The sequence below is a fragment of the Streptomyces albidicamelliae genome (assembly GCF_025642175.1).
Lineage (GTDB): Bacteria > Actinomycetota > Actinomycetes > Streptomycetales > Streptomycetaceae > Streptomyces > Streptomyces albidocamelliae.
Genome location: NZ_CP106795.1, coordinates 4,105,820 through 4,124,016, shown reverse-complemented (window position 1 = coordinate 4,124,016; position 18,197 = coordinate 4,105,820). Strand labels below are relative to the sequence as shown.

The 18,197-nt window shown below is 72.2% G+C and carries 16 protein-coding genes and 3 tRNA genes; 10 read left to right on the top strand and 9 right to left on the bottom strand.

What is annotated here, in order from left to right:
- Positions 1 to 136 precede the first annotated feature (136 nt).
- The 3 genes from N8I86_RS18995 to N8I86_RS18985 all read left to right on the top strand — a co-directional run bounded on the left by N8I86_RS18995 (position 137) and on the right by N8I86_RS18985 (position 4,851).
- Positions 137 to 2,077, top strand: coding sequence for a hypothetical protein (locus N8I86_RS18995; RefSeq protein WP_263278285.1), 1,941 nt, complete (start codon positions 137 to 139; stop codon positions 2,075 to 2,077).
- Positions 2,078 to 2,356: 279 nt separating this feature from the next.
- Positions 2,357 to 3,859: a N,N-dimethylformamidase beta subunit family domain-containing protein gene (locus N8I86_RS18990; RefSeq protein WP_263278284.1), complete on the top strand. Its 1,503-nt coding sequence runs from the start codon at positions 2,357 to 2,359 to the stop codon at positions 3,857 to 3,859.
- 92 nt (positions 3,860 to 3,951) lie between these two features.
- Entirely contained in the window at positions 3,952 to 4,851 is a 900-nt protein-coding gene (locus N8I86_RS18985) for a phosphoribosylaminoimidazolesuccinocarboxamide synthase (protein WP_073887037.1), read from the top strand.
- 67 nt (positions 4,852 to 4,918) lie between these two features.
- On the opposite strand, the gene N8I86_RS18980 is transcribed toward N8I86_RS18985, so the two are convergent.
- The 8 genes from N8I86_RS18980 to N8I86_RS18945 all read right to left on the bottom strand — a co-directional run bounded on the left by N8I86_RS18980 (position 4,919) and on the right by N8I86_RS18945 (position 9,571).
- Positions 4,919 to 4,994, bottom strand: a tRNA-Gly gene (locus tag N8I86_RS18980).
- Positions 4,995 to 5,017: 23 nt separating this feature from the next.
- Positions 5,018 to 5,632 (bottom strand): response regulator transcription factor, encoded by a 615-nt coding sequence (locus tag N8I86_RS18975; protein WP_263278283.1) that lies wholly within the window; start codon positions 5,630 to 5,632, stop codon positions 5,018 to 5,020.
- Positions 5,629 to 6,885 carry a sensor histidine kinase gene (locus N8I86_RS18970; RefSeq protein ID WP_263278282.1) on the bottom strand — a complete coding sequence of 419 codons (1,257 nt, stop codon included), beginning with the start codon at positions 6,883 to 6,885 and terminating at the stop codon, positions 5,629 to 5,631. The genes N8I86_RS18975 and N8I86_RS18970 overlap by 4 nt, the downstream gene beginning before the upstream one ends.
- A 33-nt stretch (positions 6,886 to 6,918) precedes the next feature.
- Positions 6,919 to 7,785, bottom strand: a complete 867-nt coding sequence (locus tag N8I86_RS18965; RefSeq protein ID WP_263278281.1) for an ABC transporter permease — start codon at positions 7,783 to 7,785, stop codon at positions 6,919 to 6,921.
- Complete coding sequence (locus tag N8I86_RS18960; protein ID WP_073887031.1) at positions 7,782 to 8,720, bottom strand: ABC transporter ATP-binding protein; 939 nt, start codon at positions 8,718 to 8,720, stop codon at positions 7,782 to 7,784. Before N8I86_RS18960 ends, N8I86_RS18965 begins: the two co-directional genes overlap by 4 nt.
- Positions 8,721 to 8,858: 138 nt before the next feature.
- Positions 8,859 to 8,931: transfer RNA gene (locus tag N8I86_RS18955), tRNA-Gly, on the bottom strand.
- Positions 8,932 to 9,013: 82 nt separating this feature from the next.
- Positions 9,014 to 9,085, bottom strand: a tRNA-Gly gene (locus tag N8I86_RS18950).
- A gap of 168 nt (positions 9,086 to 9,253) precedes the next feature.
- On the bottom strand, positions 9,254 to 9,571 hold the full coding sequence (locus N8I86_RS18945) for a histone-like nucleoid-structuring protein Lsr2 (RefSeq protein WP_031164632.1): 318 nt from the start codon (positions 9,569 to 9,571) through the stop codon (positions 9,254 to 9,256).
- A gap of 310 nt (positions 9,572 to 9,881) precedes the next feature.
- On the opposite strand from N8I86_RS18945, the gene purS reads away from it, so the two are divergent.
- From purS to purM, 7 genes are all read left to right on the top strand, one after another.
- Positions 9,882 to 10,154, top strand: a complete 273-nt coding sequence (gene purS, locus N8I86_RS18940; RefSeq protein ID WP_073887029.1) for a phosphoribosylformylglycinamidine synthase subunit PurS — start codon at positions 9,882 to 9,884, stop codon at positions 10,152 to 10,154.
- Positions 10,151 to 10,831, top strand: coding sequence for a phosphoribosylformylglycinamidine synthase subunit PurQ (gene purQ, locus N8I86_RS18935; protein WP_073887027.1), 681 nt, complete (start codon positions 10,151 to 10,153; stop codon positions 10,829 to 10,831). Before purS ends, purQ begins: the two co-directional genes overlap by 4 nt.
- Positions 10,828 to 13,086: a phosphoribosylformylglycinamidine synthase subunit PurL gene (purL, locus tag N8I86_RS18930; protein ID WP_263278280.1), complete on the top strand. Its 2,259-nt coding sequence runs from the start codon at positions 10,828 to 10,830 to the stop codon at positions 13,084 to 13,086. The genes purQ and purL overlap by 4 nt, the downstream gene beginning before the upstream one ends.
- Positions 13,087 to 13,725: 639 nt before the next feature.
- The gene (locus N8I86_RS18925) at positions 13,726 to 14,523 is read left to right on the top strand and encodes a maleylpyruvate isomerase family mycothiol-dependent enzyme (protein WP_263278279.1); all 798 of its coding nucleotides are present in this window, start codon (positions 13,726 to 13,728) and stop codon (positions 14,521 to 14,523) included.
- A 56-nt stretch (positions 14,524 to 14,579) separates the two neighbouring features.
- Positions 14,580 to 15,014 (top strand): META domain-containing protein, encoded by a 435-nt coding sequence (locus N8I86_RS18920; protein WP_241840701.1) that lies wholly within the window; start codon positions 14,580 to 14,582, stop codon positions 15,012 to 15,014.
- Positions 15,015 to 15,215: 201 nt separating this feature from the next.
- Positions 15,216 to 16,745, top strand: a complete 1,530-nt coding sequence (purF, locus tag N8I86_RS18915) for an amidophosphoribosyltransferase (RefSeq protein WP_073886973.1) — start codon at positions 15,216 to 15,218, stop codon at positions 16,743 to 16,745.
- A gap of 35 nt (positions 16,746 to 16,780) precedes the next feature.
- Positions 16,781 to 17,848, top strand: a complete 1,068-nt coding sequence (gene purM / locus N8I86_RS18910) for a phosphoribosylformylglycinamidine cyclo-ligase (RefSeq protein WP_123437428.1) — start codon at positions 16,781 to 16,783, stop codon at positions 17,846 to 17,848.
- A 64-nt stretch (positions 17,849 to 17,912) separates the two neighbouring features.
- Here the strand turns inward: purM and N8I86_RS18905 are convergent, their stop codons facing one another.
- On the bottom strand, positions 17,913 to 18,164 hold the full coding sequence (locus tag N8I86_RS18905) for a DUF3073 domain-containing protein (RefSeq protein WP_073886969.1): 252 nt from the start codon (positions 18,162 to 18,164) through the stop codon (positions 17,913 to 17,915).
- Positions 18,165 to 18,197 lie beyond the last annotated feature (33 nt).

Sequence of the window (18,197 nt, the reverse complement as noted above, 5' to 3'; positions counted from 1 at the left end):
GCCCCAACTAGGGTGCCGCGCAAGCGTTCCGGCACTTGGCCCACCGACATTGCGATGTCGGTGGCGGGTGCCACAGTGGGGGAGTGAGCAAGTCCAGGACAGCACGGCATCGACGGGGAGGGGGTGAGGTCGGCACGTGACCGGAATCGGTGTGGAGATGGGCGCGCAGGCCGCGCGCTCCCGGGCCCTGGCCGTGCTGCGGGTCCGCGGCCGGGCGCTGGGCGTGGCCCTGCTGCCCGCGGCCGCCGCGGTGATCCTGCTGGCCGGCGGCGCGACGGACCATCTCGTCGGCGAGGGCTGGGACACCGCCCGCTGGGTCGTGGGCGTACTCGCCGTGGTGGTGCTGCTGGCCGCCGTCGGCATCGGCCTGGTCGTCGCCCGCGCCCGCCCGGCGACGAGCCCCACCGTGCCGATCGCGGAGGAGTCCGCCCCCGATCTCTACCGGATGGTGCGCGACCTCGCCGACCGCCTGGACGTTCCGGCCCCCTCGTCCATAGCGCTGACCCCGGACTGCGACAGCTGGCTGGAGGACCGCGCCCATGCGGCGCACGGTCCGCCGTCGCGCCCGGCGCCGGACGAGATAGCGGGCCCCGCCCGGCGTTCCCACCGCCGCACCCCGGTGGCCCCGGTCCTCGTCATCGGCTCTCCGTTCCTGTGGTGGATGCGGGTCGGTGAGCTGCGCGCGGTCCTCGCCCCGGTCATCGCCGGCACGGGCCCGTCCGCCCAGCCGGACATAGCGGCCGCCCGCCGCTTCGTACGCGGGCTGGACGCGGCGGTCGCCGTCGCCTCGACATCGGGCCGCTGCCCGCTCACCCGCGGGATCTGCGCGACGCTCGGCTGGGTGGCGCGGCTGCTGCTGCGCGGCTGCCGGGAGCACGCGACGCAGATGGAGCGGGGCGTGGCCGCCGCCGCTGCCGAGCGGGCCCAGGCCGTCGACTACGGCCTGCGGATCGTCGCCCAGGAGCAGGTGGGCCTCGCCTACGCCGGCTGGGACCGGCTGCTGACCCGGGTCGCCCTGCCCGCCTGGCGGATGGGCCGCTGGCCGGCCCGGCTGGACGCGGGCGTGGTGGCGGCCCTCACCGAACTGTCCCGACGCGACCGTCTCGCGGAGGGCTTCGCCTCCCGGCTCGGCGAGCGCCCGGCGTGCGACCTGCTGGAGGAGCCCGGCACGATCGACGAGGCCGCCTCGCTGCTCGCCGCGCGCCTCTTCCACGGCGGCCCGGCCGAGGCGGGCCCGGACTGGGCCCCGGTGGACTGGCAGGCCTATCCGGAAGAGGTCGTGGACCGCACCTGGCGCGCCGACGCGGCCCGCCTGCACCGCGTCCTGGACACCCTGGGCGTCCGCCCCGCCCCCGGCCCCCACACCCCCGAACCGGGCGGCCCCACCCTGGCCCGGGTCCTCGACCACCTCGCCGAACCGGCCGCCCCCGACGGCACGGCCACGGACACCGCCGGTCCGGCGGCTCAGGGGAGCGGCACCCGCGGCGGCACGCGCGCGGACTCCGCGAGCCCCACGGACGAGCCCGTCGCGCCCGGCACGCGCGAAGCCCCCGGAGCCCGCGGTGCCCAGGACGCCCCCGAGGCCGCAGGCATCGCCGACCTCGCCGATACCGCCGACACCCTCGGCCCGCCGGAGCCGTACCTCGGATTCGGCGACGAGGACGACGCCGTTCCCGGTACCGAGCGCAGCGCCGCCCTCGCCGCCGGGATCAGTGCCGAGCTGGCCCGCGAGGAGGCCCTCGTGCCGAAGGGGGCCACCGCCGCCGGGCAGAGCCCCGAGAGCGCCCTGTGGGACGACGGCGGGCTGCCGTTGTTCCCCCTGCAACCCCCGCGCACCGGCCGTGAGCTGCTCGCCGACCACGTGACGGCGATGGTGTGCTGCGCGGCCGTCGACACCGCGGGCGCGGTTCCGGCCCTGGACTGGCTCGACGGCCCGTCCCTGCTGCTCGGCGGGGAGCGGGCGGCCGACCTCGGACCGAAGGTGCTCAGCCTGATCGAGGAGGGCGACCCGGGCCCACTGCGGGCCTGGCTGACCGCGTCCGGGATACGCCCGGAGAAGCCCGTACGGCTCGTCTGACCCGCACGGCCTCCCGCGTCGCACCGCCGTCGGCCGTCGCCGCGCCGCGCACCGGACCGGAGACGCGACTTCCACTTCAGGTCAATTCGCAACGACTAGTGACCGGGCCCGTGCGTTATGTGATGTGCTGGGACAGACCACGCCTTTGGCAAAGGCTTGCGACATACGACAGACCGACCGCACACGGCACGGCCGGAAGCAGCACGGCCGGGCCCGGTACGACCGGCACAGCGCGCACCACCGGGACAGGACACGGGGGCACGAGGGAGGGGAGCGACCATGGCCTCGGAGCACATCCGCCGCTGGGAGTCCGGAGCGCTCGCGCACGCCGTCACGGACCCCTTCGGTCAGGGCCCGGTGCCCTGGCTGCGTGGCAGTGAGACCTACTTCGACGACACGGGGCACGTCGTGCCCTGGTACGTCGATCCGAGCCCGCAGCAGGCCACCGGCGCCGGGGGCAGGGGCCGTGTGCCCGCGCCGCGTTCGGCCTACTCGGGCCCCCGCTCCGCGGACGACGTGCACCGCCAGATCAAGGGCTTCACCTCCACCGGCGCGGTCACGCCCGGCCAGGCGATCGACTTCCACATCACGGTCGACCCGCCGCAGGAGTTCAGTGTCGACATCTACCGGATCGGTCACTACGGCGGCGACGGCGCGGCCAAGATCACCACGAGCCCCCGGCTGTCCGGCATCGTCCAGTCCCCGCCGCTGGCCGCCGACCGCACGGTCTCCTGCCACCACTGGTGGCTGTCCTGGCGCCTGCAGGTGCCCTCGCACTGGAGCATCGGCGCCTACGTGGCGGTCCTGACCACCGCCGACGGCTACCGCTCCCACGTGCCGTTCACGGTCCGCGACGACCACCCCGCCGACCTTCTCCTGCTGCTGCCGGACATCACGTGGCAGGCGTACAACCTCTACCCGGAGGACGGCCGTACCGGCGCCAGCCTCTACCACGCCTGGGACGAGCAGGGCCGGCTGCTCGGCGAGGCCGACGCGGCCACCACCGTCTCCTTCGACCGCCCGTACGCGGGCGCCGGCCTCCCCCTGCACGTCGGCCACGCCTACGACTTCATCCGCTGGGCCGAGCGCTACGGCTACGACCTCGCCTACGCGGACGCCCGCGACCTGCACGCCGGCCGTGTCGACCCCGCCCGCTACCGGGGCCTGGTCTTCCCCGGGCACGACGAGTACTGGTCGGTGCCGATGCGCCGTGCCGTCGAGGACGCCCGCGACCGGGGCACCTCACTGGTCTTCCTCTCCGCCAACACCATGTACTGGCAGGTGGAGTTGGGGCCGTCACCGTCGGGTGTCCCGGACCGGCTGCTGACCTGCCGCAAGCGCAAGGGCCCCGGGAAGCCGGTGCTGTGGCGCGAGATCGACCGACCCGAGCAGCAGGTGGTCGGCATCCAGTACGCGGGCCGGGTGCCCGAGCCGCACCCGCTGATCGTCCGCAACGCCGACCACTGGCTGTGGGAGGCGACCGGCGCCCACGAGGGCGACGGCATCGAGGGACTGGTCGCCGGCGAGGCCGACCGGTACTTCCCGCGCACCCCGCTGCCCGAGCACGAGGAGCGCGTCCTGCTCGCCCACTCCCCCTACACCGACGGCGACGGCGCCCAGCGCCACCAGGAGACCTCGCTCTACCGCGCCCCCTCCGGCGCCTGGGTGTTCGCCTCCGGCACCTTCGCCTGGTCGCCGGCCCTGGACCGTCCCGGCCACGTAGACCCCCGTGTCCAGCGCGCCACGGCGAACCTGCTGGACCGTATCTGCAAACGCGACTGAGCACCCGCGGAACCCTGCCCACCCCCTGTCCGAAACCGATCGCCCCGATAAGGGAGAATCGAGGCACTTGGACAGAACCACGGGGAGGAACCGTGTCCGGATTCGTAGAAAAGCCCGAGCCGCCACAGGTGCCGGGCCTGGTGCACCTGCACACCGGCAAGGTGCGCGAGCTGTACCGGAACGAGGCGGGCGACCTCGTGATGGTCGCCAGCGACCGCATGTCCGCCTACGACTGGGTGCTGCCCACCGAGATCCCCGACAAGGGCCGCGTCCTCACGCAGCTCTCCCTGTGGTGGTTCGACCAGCTGCGCGACCTGGCCCCCAACCATGTGATCAGCACGGAGCTGCCGGCCGGCGCCCCCGCCGACTGGGCGGGCCGCACCCTGATCTGCAAGTCGCTGAAGATGGTCCCGGTGGAGTGCGTGGCCCGCGGCTACCTCACCGGCTCCGGACTGCTGGAGTACGACGCCTCCCGCACGGTCTGCGGTCTCGCCCTGCCCGAGGGCCTGGTCGACGGCTCCGAGCTGCCCGCCCCGATCTTCACCCCGGCCACCAAGGCCGAGGTCGGCGAGCACGACGAGAACGTCTCCTACGAGGAGGTCGCCCGCCAGGTCGGCGCCGAGACGGCCGCCCAGCTGCGCCAGGCCACCCTGGCCGTGTACGCGCGCGCCCGGGACATCGCCCGTGAACGGGGCGTCATCCTGGCGGACACCAAGTTCGAGTTCGGCTTCGACGGCGACACCCTGGTCCTCGCCGACGAGGTCCTCACCCCGGACTCCTCCCGCTTCTGGCCGGCCGACCAGTGGCAGCCGGGCCGCGCGCAGCCGTCGTACGACAAGCAGTTCGTCCGGGACTGGCTGACCTCGGCCGAGTCCGGCTGGGACCGCAGGAGCGAGCAGCCCCCGCCGGCGCTGCCGCGGCAGGTCGTGGACGCCACCCGCGCCAAGTACGTGGAGGCCTACGAGCGGCTGACGGGCACCGCCTGGGCGTAGCGGAAGGGCCCCGGCGCGAGCCGGGGTACACGCGAGAAGCCCCCGGCCGGAACCGGGGGCTTCTAAATGGAGCGGACGACGAGGCTCGAACTCGCGACCTCAACCTTGGCAAGGTTGCGCTCTACCAACTGAGCTACGTCCGCACTGCGCCGTGGCGCGAGAGCAACTATACCCAACCTCGCTCCCGTGCGAGACGCACTGCCGTATGACGGTTCTCCGCGCCGAGCTTCGTGACGGCGGAGGAGAGGTAGTTCCGCACGGTCCCCGGCGACAGCGCGGCCCGCTCGGCGATCTCCGCGACCGGCGCCCCGTCGGCGGCCAGCTCCAGCACCTCGGCCTCCCGCGCGGTCAGCGGGGAGTCCCCGGCGGAGATCGCGTCGGCGGCCAACTCCGGGTCGACGTAGCGGTTCCCGGCGTGCACGGTCCGGATGATCTCGGCGAGCCGCTGGGCGCTGACCGTCTTCGGGACGAACCCGCGCACACCGGCCGCGAGCGCCCGTTTCAGGTGTCCGGGCCGCCCGTGACCGGTGACGATCAGCACCTGGCAGCCCGGCAGTTCGGCACGCAGGGATGTGGCGACCTTCACACCGTCGGCGCCGGGCATCTGCAGATCGAGCACGGCCACGTCGGGCTCGTGCGCCCGGGCCATCGCCAGCGCCTCGGGTCCGCTCGCCGCCTCCGCGACGACGAGCAGATCGGCCTCCAGGGACAGCAGGGCGGCCAGCGCGCCCCGGATCAGATGCTCGTCGTCGGCGAGCAACAGCCGTACCGGACCGCTCATGACGTCACTTCACTCACTCTCTTCCCCAGCGCCGCGCCGTCCCCCAGCGGCACCTCGGCCACCACCCGGAACCGGTCCGCGTCGACCACCCCGGCCTCCAGCGTCCCGGCCACGGCGGCCAGCCGCTCCCGCAGCCCGGTGAGCCCGGAACCACCGCCGCTGGGGGCGGAGGCGCGGGCCGCCACCCCGTCGTTCTCCACCGTCAGCACCACATGCCCCTCCCGCACCCGCAGACCCACCGTGCAGCGGCCCGCGTCACCGTGCCGCAGCACGTTGGTGGTCGCCTCGCGCACCACCCAGCCCAGCGCCGACTGCACCTCGGCCGGCAGCTCCGCGGACTCCGCGCGCACCTCGCAGTCGATCCCCGCCGCCGTCAACACGCCTTGCGCTCCGGCGAGTTCCACGCCGAGGTCGGCTTCGCGGTAGCCGCGTACGACGTCCCGCACCTCCCGCTGCGACTCCTGCGCGATGCGCTGCACCTCGATCATCTGCTCCACGGCCTCCGGCCGTCCCCGCCGGGCGAGTTGCACGGCCAGCTCGCTCTTGAGGGAGATCACGGACAGGTTCCGCCCCAGCACGTCGTGCAGGTCCCGGCCGAACCGCAGCCGCTCCTCGGCGACGGCCAGCCGGGCCTCGACCTCACGGGCCCGTTCCGCCTCCCAGAGGACGGACAGCGTCCAGGCGCCGCAGCGGCAGGCGAGCAGCGAGAAGAGGGTGTGGAAGGCGGTCATCAGCCCGGTCGCGAGGATGCCGGCGGCGCTGCGGTCGGTGAGCCCGATGAGGCCCATGAGCACCCCCGCGAGCACCGCCGACCGGCGCAGGAACACCCGGACGGGAACCGTCAGTCCGTAGAGCAGCCCGAACGGCAGCAGACAGGCGCCGATCGCCAGCCGGACGGTCATCGGGTCGGCCGCGTGCAGCGCGGAGAGGGTGACGGTCAGCCCCAGGGCGAGGCCCAGCAGGACGCCCGGGGCGCGGTGGGCACCGGCCGGCAGTTCGGCGCGCCCGAGGTAGTGGTCGAGCACGGGCCGGGTGAGCCGGTTGCAGACCGCGCACTGAAGGACCGCCACGACGACGAGCAGCGCACCGAGGACGGCCGCCACGGGCCGGTGGCCGAGCCCGCCGAGCAGCGGCAGGAGCAGCCAGCAGAGCGAGAAGAACCAGGTGGTGACGTACCAGGTGACGACCGTGTACAGCTCGACCCGCTCGGCCTTGCTCCGCTCCCGCCAGTGCCGCTGCTGCCACCGCCGCATCCGCCTCAGCATCCGCGCGTCCCCCCCCGTTCCTCAGCGCCTCGGCTCCCAGCGGAACCACCGCCGTACAGCAAACACCGCCACGATCGTCCAGGCCAGCGCGGTCGCGAGGGCGCCCAGCGTCTCGTACGCGGTCAACTGGCCCGTCCAGCCGCCGCGGACCAGGCGGATCGCCGGGGACAGCGGCAGGAGTTCGCAGAGGGAGGCGAGCCGGTCGGGCAGGAACTCCGTGGGGACGGTGATCCCCGAGCCCAGCATGGACACGAACACCAGCGGCAGCGCGGTCACCTGGGCACTCTCGGCGGTCCGGGTGAAGGACGCGGTGAGCGCGGCGAGCGCGGCGCTGACCACCAGTCCGGCCAGCACCCCGGGCAGGAGCAGGTACGGCGCCTTCGGTGCCCCGGTGTGCAGCAGCACGGCGCAGCCGACGCTCAGTACGAGGGCCTGGGCGAGGCCGAGGGCGGTCGCGGGCAGGGCGGTGCCGACGAGGATCTCGGTGTCGGACGGTTCGCCGGTGCGCAGCCGTTTGAGGACGAGCTCCTCGCGGCGGGCGACGTAGGCGCCGACCAGGGAGGTGTAGACGGCGAAGAGGAAGGCGAAGCCGATGGCGGCGGTCAGCAGGACCGTGCCGATGCTCAGGCCCTCCTTCTCCAGGTCCAGCTGGTCGAGTGCCGGCCGCACGGTGAACGGCAGGGCGAGCGGCACGGCCAGCGCGGTGAACACCGCGCCCCGGTTGCGGCCGAGGAGCGTGAGTTCGGCCCGGCCCAGCGCCCGCAGCCGCCGCGCCGACGGCTTGAGCGCGCCGAGGGCCCCGCGGTCCGCCGCTCCGGCTCCGCCCGCCGCTTGCGTGCGGACCCCGCGCACGCGGTCGCCGCCCGTCTCGGTTCCGGTCCCGTTCATGCCGCCGCCTCCCGCTCCCCGGCGATCCCGAGGAACGCCTCCTCCAGTGAGGCCGACCGCACGTCCAGCGCGCCCAGCTCGACCCCGGCCCGCTCGGCCCACGTCAGCACCCCGGTGGCGGTCCGCTGCAACCGTGTCGTGCGCAGCCGTACGACCCTGCCGTCGCACTCGTGCCCGCAGACGCCGAGGTCGGCCAGGGGCGGCAGGTCGCCGAGGAAGTAGCCGTCCGGCAGCTCGAAGGACATCCGGGCGGGGCGCCCCGCGGTGACCTCGGCGGGCGTCCCCGAGACGGCGATACGGCCCTCGTGCAGGATGGCGAGCCGGTCGGCGAGCCCCTCGGCCTCCTCCAGGTAGTGCGTGGTGAGCAGCACGGTCGTGCCCGCGGCGCGCAGGGTGCGCACCAGTTCCCAGGTGGCCCGGCGGCCCTCCGCGTCGAGGCCGGTGGTCGGCTCGTCCAGGAAGAGCACCTCGGGGTCGCCGAGCAGGGCGAGCGCCAGGTCCAGCCGGCGGCGCTCACCGCCGGAGAGCTGCTTGACGCGCACCGACCGCCGGCCCGCCAGCCCGACCAGGTCCAGCGCCTCCGCCTCCGGACGGGCCCCGCTGGTGCAGCCCGCCCACATGCGGGCGGTCTCCGCGACGGTCAGCTCGGAGGGGAAGCCGCCCTCCTGGAGCATCACGCCGGTGCGGGGGCGTACGGCGGCCCGCTCGCGGAACGGATCACGGCCGAGGACCCGGACCCGGCCGCCGGCCGGCGCTGCGAGTCCCTCCAGCAGTTCGACCGTGGAGGTCTTGCCGGCCCCGTTGGTGCCCAGCAGGGCGAAGATCTCCCCGCGTGCCACGGAGAAGGTGATTCCGCGTACGGCCTCGAACCCGCCCCCGTAGACGCGCCTGAGGCCGGTGACCTCGATCACGTGCTCGCGTTCGTCTGTGTCCATGACCCCAGCGTCCCGGCGCCGCGAGCGGTCCGGCAGTGCGCGGTGTCATCGCCCGGCATGACAAATGTCAGAGGTGCGGCGGACACCTGCCGGGGACACGAAAAGACCCCGGTCCGATGGACCGGGGTCTTTTTCCCGAGCGGACGACGAGGCTCGAACTCGCGACCTCAACCTTGGCAAGGTTGCGCTCTACCAACTGAGCTACGTCCGCACTGCTCCCGACCGGCTCCCACCGATCGGTGCGAGCACCAGCCTACCTGATCCACAAGCGTGGTCGGCACGGCCGGTGCCAGAGCGGGTGACAGGGATCGCACACTGCGCCTTCCCCCTGGAAGGGGGATGTTCTACTACTGAACTACACCCGCATGTCCTCGGGATCCGGCCTTTCGGCCTCGCCCCTCGGCGTGTCCCAGACATTAGCTGATCAGCAGGGGGGTAGCGCAAGTCGGTTCCCCCGACGGCCCCGCCCGCCCGTCAAGTGCACGGCCCCCAGGGCCCGCTGACGGACCCTGAGGGCTGCCCCTTCGCGGGCTTCACTGCGCGGCGCTGAACGCCTCGTAGACCTTCTTGGGGATGCGGCCCCGGGCCGGGACGTCCATCTTGTTGGCCTGGGCCCAGGCACGGACGGCCGCCGGGTCGGGGGCGACCTCCGTCTGCTTGTACGCCTTGCCGGACCGGGACCGCTTGCGGCCGGCCTCGACGTAGGGCGCGAGCGCCTTGCGCAGTTTCTTGGCGTTGGTTTCGTTCAGGTCGATCTCGTACGACTTGCCGTCGAGTCCGAAGGCGATCGTTTCCGCCGCTTCCGAGCCGTCGATGTCGTCAAAGAGAGTGACCACGACCTTTTGCGCCACGAATATCGGTCCCTTCGTGCGGCACGTCGATACAGCTCACCGGCGTTGACGTGCCGAGTATCGGCTATTGCCAATTCATTTGTACAGTGCCCGGCAATGCAAAGTGAAGCCCGACTAAATCCGTCCGCGTGTCCGAGCACAATAGGCGCCGCGGATGGTCTCCCGAACTTTCCCAGAACTTTTCTCGGGTGCCGCGCTCCGACACCCGATCGTGATGCGGCTCACGTAGTTTCCTACAACTCTACTCGCGTAGAAATTTTGTGCGGGTAGTCTGAAGGAACCTGCTCAGCACCACACACCGGGAGTGCCAGTGGCACGCGTCGTAGTCGACGTCATGCTCAAGCCGGAGATCCTCGACCCCCAGGGCCAGGCGGTCCAGCGTGCGCTGCCGCGCCTGGGTTTCGAGGGGATCTCGGACGTACGTCAGGGAAAGCGTTTCGAACTGGAAGTTGACGGGCCGGTCGACGAGGCCGCGCTCGCCCGCATCCACGATCTTGCGGAATCCTTCCTCGCCAACACCGTGATCGAGGACTTCATCGTCAAGGTGGAAGACACGGTGGAAGTCGCGGAGGCCGCGAAGTGACCGCTCGTATTGGCGTCGTCACTTTCCCGGGCAGTCTCGACGACCGGGACACCCAGCGCGCGATCCGTGTCGCGGGCGCCGAACCGGTCGCCCTCTGGCACAAGGACAAGGACCTCAAGCAGGTCGACGCCGTCGTCCTTCCCGGCGGATTCTCCTACGGCGACTATCTGCGCGCCGGAGCCATCTCCCGGTTCTCGCCGGTGATGGAGTCCGTCATCGAGCAGGCGAAGGCCGGCCTGCCGGTCCTCGGCATCTGCAACGGCTTCCAGATCCTCACCGAGGCCCACCTCCTCCCGGGCGGCATGCTCGGCAACGACCACCTCCACTTCATCTGCCGCGACCAGAAGCTGCGGGTGGAGAACGCGGAGACCTCGTGGACCGGCGACTACCGCCAGGGCCAGGAGATCCACATCCCGCTGAAGAACATGGACGGCCGGTACGTCGCCGACGAGTACACGCTGGACAAGCTGGAGGCGGAGGGCCGGGTCGTCTTCCGCTACCTGGACTTCAACCCCAACGGCTCGCTGCGGGACATCGCCGGCATCACCAACGAGGCCGGGAACGTCGTCGGCCTCATGCCGCACCCCGAGCACGCCGTCGAGCCGCTGATCGGTACGGGCCGTACCGACGGCCTGCCGTTCTTCACCTCGATCCTCAAGAAGCTGGTCAACGCATGAGCCGGACGCCTCTGGACACGGTCGAGCACGCGGCCGCGACCCCCGACGTCGAGCTGCCCTGGGCCGAACTCGGCCTGAAGAAGGACGAGTACGAGCGGGTGGTGGAGATCCTCGGCCGCCGCCCGACCGGCGCCGAGCTCGCCATGTACTCGGTCATGTGGTCCGAGCACTGCTCGTACAAGTCCTCCAAGGTCCACCTGCGCCAGTTCGGCGAGAAGGCGCCCGAGTCGGACGCGCTGCTCGTCGGCATGGGCGAGAACGCCGGCGTGGTGGACGTCGGCCAGGGCTACGCGGTCACCTTCAAGGTCGAGTCGCACAACCACCCCTCGTACGTGGAGCCCTACCAGGGCGCGGCCACGGGTGTCGGCGGCATCGTCCGCGACATCATCGCGATGGGCGCCCGCCCGGTGGCCGTGGTGGACCCGCTGCGCTTCGGCGCGGCCGACCACCCCGACACCAAGCGCGTCCTGCCGGGCGTCGTCGCCGGCATCGGCGGCTACGGCAACTGCCTGGGTCTGCCGAACATCGGCGGCGAGGTCGTCTTCGACGCCTGCTACCAGGGCAACCCGCTGGTCAACGCCGGTGCCATCGGTGTGATGCGGCACGAGGACATCCACCTCGCGAAGGCCTCCGGCGCGGGCAACAAGGTCATCCTGTACGGCGCCCGCACCGGCGGCGACGGCATCGGCGGCGCCTCGATCCTCGCCTCCGAGACCTTCGACGACGCCAAGCCCTCCAAGCGCCCGGCCGTCCAGGTCGGCGACCCCTTCCAGGAGAAGCTCCTCATCGAGTGCACCCTGGAGGCCTTCCGGGAGAAGCTGGTCGTCGGCATCCAGGACCTCGGTGCCGCCGGTCTCTCCTGCGCCACCTCCGAGCTGGCCTCCAACGGCTCCGGCGGCATGCGCGTGACCCTGGACGACGTCCCGCTGCGCGACTCGACGCTCTCGCCCGAGGAAATCCTCATGAGCGAGTCGCAGGAACGCATGTGCGCCGTCGTCGAGCCGGAGAAGGTCGACCGTTTCCTGGAGATCTGCGAGAAGTGGGACGTCATCGCCACCGTCATCGGTGAGGTGACCGACGGCGACCGCCTGGAGATCTTCTGGCACGGCGGCAAGATCGTCGACGTCGACCCGCGCACGGTCGCCCATGACGGCCCGGTCTACGAGCGCCCCTACGCCCGTCCCGAGTGGCAGGACGCCCTCCAGGCCGACGACGCGAACAAGCTGCCCCGGCCCGCGACTTCGGCCGAGCTGGAGGAGCAGGTCCGCAAGCTCGTGGCCTCGCCGAACCAGGCCTCGAAGAAGTGGATCACCTCGCAGTACGACCACTTCGTGCAGGGCAACACGGTCCTCGCCCAGCCCGAGGACTCCGGCATGATCCGGATCGACGAGGAGAGCGGCCTCGGTGTCGCCATCGCGACCGACGGCAACGGCCGGTACGCCAAGCTCGACCCGTACCACGGCGCCCAGCTGGCCCTCGCCGAGGCGTACCGCAACGTCGCCACGACCGGTGCCAAGCCGCTCGCCGTCTCCGACTGCCTGAACTTCGGCTCGCCCGAGGACCCGGCCGTCATGTGGCAGTTCGCGGAGGCCGTCCGCGGTCTCGCCGACGCCTGTCAGCAGCTGGGCACCCCGGTGACCGGCGGCAACGTCTCGCTCTACAACCAGACGGGCGAGGCGGCCATCCACCCCACCCCGGTGGTCGCCGTCCTCGGCGTGATCGACGACGTCGCCCGCCGCACGCCGGTCGCCTTCCAGGAGGACGGGCAGCTGCTCTACCTCCTCGGCGACACCCGTGAGGAGTTCGGCGGCTCGGCCTGGTCCCAGGTCGTCCACGACCACCTCGGCGGTCTGCCCCCGCAGGTCGACCTGGAGCGTGAGCGCCTGCTGGCCGAGATCCTGATCTCCGCCTCCCGCGACGGCATGATCGACTCCGCGCACGACCTGTCCGACGGCGGCCTGGTCCAGGCGGTCGTGGAGTCCGCGCTGCTCGGCGGCAAGGGCGCGCGGCTGATCGTCCCGGACGGCCTGGACGCCTTCACGTTCCTGTTCTCCGAGTCGGCGGGGCGCGCCGTCGTCGCCGTGCCGCGCTCGGAGGAGGTCCGCTTCAACGACATGTGCGGTGCGCGCGGCCTGCCGGCCACCCGCATCGGTGTCGTGGACGGTGACGCGGTGGAGGTCCAGGGCGAGTTCGCCCTCTCCCTCGCCGAGCTGCGCGAGGCCCACGAGGGGACGATCCCGGCGCTGCTGGCGTAACTCCCGCCCGCTGCACGAAGGCCCTGTCCACCACACCGGACAGGGCCTTCACCAACCCCCCGAAGCCCGCACCCGCCCCAAGTCCCGCCCTCGGCCCGGCCCGGCCTGGTCGTGCCCTGCCAGGTCAGGTCCGGTGGTGTGGCCTGACGCGCCCCTGCGCCCAGCCCAACCTGGCTGACCTCGGCCCTACTCGATCCGGCCTGGCCTTGCCCTGCCCGACCTGGCCTGCCCTGGCCCGTCTGGCCCAGGCCCGGCCAAGCCCTGCCCTGCCCTGCCAGGTCCGGTGGTCCTATCCGGCCTGGCCGGGCTCGACCTTGCTGGTGCTGCCCGGTCCGGTGGTGCTGCCCGGCCCACCGGGCCCGGTCCCATCCGGCCCGCCCGATCCGGCCAGGGCGCGGCCCACTCCGGCCCGGCCCGGCGTTGTCCCAGCCGGTCTGGCCCGACCCTGCCCGGCCTGGCCCGGCCTCATCCGGCCCGGACTCGGCCTGCTCGGCCATGCTGGTCCGGTCCGGTCCGGTCCGGTCCGGTCCGGTGGTCCGGTCCGACCTGACCCGACTCGGCCCGGCCCAACCCGTCCCCCCGGCCCGCGCAGTCGTATTCGCTCGCGGTGTGGGCGGGGGCCTGCATAGGGTCGGCGGCATGCCACCGGCCAAGAAGCGTGCCCGTAGGTACGACCCCGTCCGGACCCGTGCCGCGGTCCTCGCCCAGTTCGCGAACGTCCGGGAGGCCGTCGGCGGTCTCGGGCCCGACCAGCTCGCGCTGCCGACCCGGCTCGGCGACTGGACCGTACGGGACCTCGTCGCGCACATCGGCATGGCGCTCACCGCCGTGCACCGCGCGCTCGACCTGCCCGCGCCGCCCCGCCAGAACGTCACGGTGGTCGAGTGGCCCTTCGCCACCGCCGCCAACTCCACGGCCATCGACGAGTTCACCCGCCGCCTCGCCGCCGGCCACCCCGACCTCGACGCCTACCTCGCCGACGTCGACCGCAGCCTGCGGGCCCTCCTCGACGAGCACCCCGGCGGCCGGCTGCTGGAGACCAGCGCCGGCGCGATGCCGCTCGACGACTACCTCGTCACCCGCGCCGTGGAAATCGTCGTCCACACCGACGACCTCACCGCCGCCGTCGCCGGACTCGACGTGCCCCACGACCGCCAGGCCCTGGCCGCCACGACCCGGCTGCTCGCCGACGCCCTCGCGGTGAAGGCGCCCGGCGGCTCGACGGAGGTGCGCGTGCCGCCGTACGCGGTCGTGCAGTGCGTCGAGGGGCCCCGGCACACCCGCGGCACCCCGCCCAACGTCGTGGAGACCGACCCGCTGACCTGGATCCGGCTCGCCACCGGGCGGCTGGCCTGGAAGGACGCCCTCGCCGAGGCGAAGGTCAGCGCGAGCGGGGAGCGGGCGGACCTCGGGGATCTGCTGCCGCTGCTGGCGTAGCGGAACCGGTCGTACCGCCGATCCGTCGAACCCGTATGAACCGGTACAAGCAGCGCATGACCCTGACGGCGGCCGCCGCGCTCGTCCCGCTCGTGGTGGCCTGTGGGACCGGGAAGGCGGAGAGTGGAGCGGTGAGCGTCCAGCAGCCGGTGACCGGGATCGACTGGCGGGTCGACAGCCTGACCGTCGGCGACACGACCCGGCACGCGCCCGCCTCCGCCCGCCTGCGCGTGGAGGACGACGGGAAGGCGGCCGGCAATCTCGGCTGCAACCAGTTCAGCGCCCGCGCCACCGTGCACGGCGACCGGATCACCTTCGGCGACCTGCGCACGACGCGGATGGCCTGCAGCCCGGAGCGGATGGCCTTCGAACGCGCCCTCGCCCGGACCCTCACCACCGGCACGCTCACCGCGCGGACCGAGGACAGGAAGCTGACGCTCACCGACGGCGACGGCGACCGTGTCCACCTCAGCCGCAGCGCACCCGAATGATGTGCGACACCTCACTCACAAACGAGTCGAAGGGGACCCGGGCCGCCCCGCGGGAGGCGTCCCACGCCCCGTCGATTCCCGGCGAAATCGCCCTGACCTGGGGAAACGTAGAATCCGCCAAGGTGATCGACTGATCCCGGAGCGGCAGGGCCGCGCATCCCCAATTCGGACCAGTGGTCGACCTCGCCTACACTCGGTGGCGTGCCACGTGGTGACGGTCGACTCAATCACGATCTGCTTCCCGGCGAAAAGGGCCCCCAGGACGCTTGCGGCGTCTTCGGCGTCTGGGCTCCGGGTGAAGAGGTCGCAAAGCTCACGTACTTCGGGCTCTACGCCCTCCAGCACCGGGGTCAGGAATCCGCGGGAATCGCGGTCAGCAACGGCTCCCAGATCCTCGTCTTCAAGGACATGGGCCTTGTCTCCCAGGTCTTCGACGAGACCTCTCTCGGTTCGCTCCAGGGTCATATCGCGGTCGGACACGCCCGCTACTCGACCACCGGGGCCTCCGTGTGGGAGAACGCCCAGCCGACGTTCCGTGCCACCGCGCACGGCTCGATCGCGCTCGGCCACAACGGCAACCTGGTCAACACGGCGCAGCTCGCCGAGATGGTCGCCGCACTCCCCAACGACAACAACAGCCGCTCCACCCGGGTCGCGGCCACCAACGACACCGATCTGCTGACGGCCCTGCTGGCCGCCCAGGTCGACGAGGACGGCAAGCCGCTGACCATCGAGGAGGCCGCGCACGCGGTGCTCCCGAAGGTGAAGGGCGCGTTCTCCCTCGTCTTCATGGACGAGCAGACCCTGTACGCCGGCCGTGACCCGCAGGGCATCCGCCCGCTGGTCCTCGGCCGCCTCGAGCGCGGCTGGGTGGTCGCCTCCGAGTCCGCGGCCCTCGACATCTGCGGCGCGAGCTTCGTGCGGGAGATCGAGCCGGGCGAGTTCGTCGCCATCGACGAGAACGGCCTGCGCAGCTCCCGATTCGCGGAAGCGAAGCCCAAGGGCTGTGTCTTCGAGTACGTGTACCTGGCCCGTCCGGACACCGACATCGCCGGCCGGAACGTGTACCTCTCCCGGGTGGAGATGGGCCGCCGCCTCGCCAAGGAGGCACCGGTCGAGGCCGACCTGGTCATAGCGACCCCGGAATCCGGCACCCCCGCCGCCATCGGCTACGCGGAGGCGTCCGGCATCCCCTTCGGCGCGGGCCTGGTGAAGAACGCCTACGTCGGCCGGACCTTCATCCAGCCCTCGCAGACCATTCGCCAGCTGGGCATCCGCCTGAAGCTGAACCCGCTGAAGGAAGTCATCAAGGGCAAGCGTCTGGTCGTCGTCGACGACTCGATCGTCCGCGGCAACACGCAGCGGGCCCTGGTCCGCATGCTCCGCGAGGCCGGCGCCGCCGAGGTCCACATCCGGATCTCCTCCCCGCCCGTGAAGTGGCCCTGTTTCTTCGGCATCGACTTCGCCACGCGCGCGGAGCTGATCGCCAACGGCATGACCATCGAGGAGATCGGCACCAGCCTCGGTGCCGACTCCCTGGCCTACATCTCCATCGACGGCATGATCGACGCGACGACGATCGCCAAGCCGAACCTGTGCCGCGCCTGCTTCGACGGCGAGTACCCGATGGAGCTGCCGGACCCGGAGCTGCTCGGCAAGCAGCTGCTGGAGACGGAGCTGGCGGCCGGTCCCGCCGCCACGGCCGCGGCCGACGCGATCCGTCGCCCGTAACACCCCTGCAGTACGACACGAAAGCTCTCACAGTCATGTCTGAGACAACTGGTGCCAGCTACGCAGCGGCGGGCGTCGACATCGAGGCGGGCGACCGCGCCGTCGAGCTGATGAAGGAGTGGGTGAAGAAGACCCAGCGCCCCGAGGTCCTCGGCGGCCTCGGCGGTTTCGCCGGACTCTTCGACGCCTCCGCCCTCAAGCGCTACGAGCGCCCGCTGCTCGCCTCCGCCACGGACGGCGTCGGCACGAAGGTCGACGTCGCGCGCCGGATGGGCGTCTACGACACCATCGGGCACGACCTGGTCGCCATGGTCATGGACGACATCGTGGTGTGCGGCGCCGAGCCGCTCTTCATGACCGACTACATCTGCGTCGGCAAGGTCCACCCCGAGCGCGTCGCGGCCATCGTGAAGGGCATCGCGGAGGGCTGTGTGCTGGCCGGCTGCGCCCTGGTGGGCGGCGAGACCGCCGAGCACCCGGGCCTGCTGGGCGCGGACGACTTCGACGTCGCCGGCGCCGGCACGGGCGTGGTGGAGGCCGACCGGCTGCTCGGCGCGGATCGTATCCGCACGGGTGACGCGGTGATCGCCATGGCGTCCTCCGGGCTTCACTCGAACGGGTACTCCCTGGTCCGCCACGTCCTGCTGGACCGCGCGGGCCTCGCCCTGGAGGCGGAGGTCGCCGAGCTCGGCCGCACCCTCGGTGAGGAGCTGCTGGAGCCCACGAAGATCTACTCCCTGGACTGCCTGGCCCTGACCCGCACCGCCGAGGTGCACGCCTTCAGTCACATTACCGGTGGCGGACTCGCGGCCAACCTGGCCCGGGTGATCCCGGACGGGCTGCACGCGACCGTCGACCGCTCCACCTGGACGCCGGGCGCGATCTTCGACCTGGTCGGCCGGACCGGGAACGTCGAGCGCCTGGAGCTGGAGAAGACCCTGAACATGGGCGTCGGCATGATGGCGATCGTCCCGCAGGAGTCCGTCGAGGTGTCCCTGACGGCCCTGGCCGACCGGGGTGTCGACGCGTGGGTCGCCGGTGAGATCACCGACCGCGGCGACCGGGAGACGGGCGCCGAGCTGGTCGGGGACTACGCCGGCTGAACCTGCGGGCAGCACAGAACCCGGTCGGTGGCAGTGCCACCGACCGGGCAGGTGCAGTACTGGGTCAAGCGCCGCGACGGTGCTGTGAGGGACCTTCGTCCTCGTCCTCGTCGTCGTCCTCATAGAGGTCGGCGTACCGAGAATAGAGATCGTCTTCGTCGTCCTCATCGTCCTCGAACGGCTCGCCGTTCGGCGGCTGGCTCGAAGTCGATGCGCCCAGTTCACTGGCCAGACGTGACAGGTCAGTCCCACCGCTGTTGTACTTCAGCTGGCGGGCGACCTTTGTCTGCTTGGCCTTGGCCCGGCCGCGCCCCATGGCTCGACCCCCTCGGTGACGGGGCTCGACGGC

Excerpts from the sequence above, each read along its gene's own strand:
- N8I86_RS18965 (WP_263278281.1), bottom strand. The coding sequence starts at position 7,785 with ATGAACGGGACCGGAACCGAGACGGGCGGCGACCGCGTGCGCGGGGTC.
- N8I86_RS18925 (WP_263278279.1), top strand. The coding sequence starts at position 13,726 with ATGCCACCGGCCAAGAAGCGTGCCCGTAGGTACGACCCCGTCCGGACC.
- N8I86_RS18920 (WP_241840701.1), top strand. The coding sequence starts at position 14,580 with ATGACCCTGACGGCGGCCGCCGCGCTCGTCCCGCTCGTGGTGGCCTGT.
- N8I86_RS18960 (WP_073887031.1), bottom strand. The coding sequence starts at position 8,720 with ATGGACACAGACGAACGCGAGCACGTGATCGAGGTCACCGGCCTCAGG.
- N8I86_RS18970 (WP_263278282.1), bottom strand. The coding sequence starts at position 6,885 with ATGCGGCGGTGGCAGCAGCGGCACTGGCGGGAGCGGAGCAAGGCCGAG.
- purM (WP_123437428.1), top strand. The coding sequence starts at position 16,781 with ATGTCTGAGACAACTGGTGCCAGCTACGCAGCGGCGGGCGTCGACATC.
- N8I86_RS18990 (WP_263278284.1), top strand. The coding sequence starts at position 2,357 with ATGGCCTCGGAGCACATCCGCCGCTGGGAGTCCGGAGCGCTCGCGCAC.
- purL (WP_263278280.1), top strand. The coding sequence starts at position 10,828 with ATGAGCCGGACGCCTCTGGACACGGTCGAGCACGCGGCCGCGACCCCC.
- N8I86_RS18905 (WP_073886969.1), bottom strand. The coding sequence starts at position 18,164 with ATGGGGCGCGGCCGGGCCAAGGCCAAGCAGACAAAGGTCGCCCGCCAG.
- N8I86_RS18975 (WP_263278283.1), bottom strand. The coding sequence starts at position 5,632 with ATGAGCGGTCCGGTACGGCTGTTGCTCGCCGACGACGAGCATCTGATC.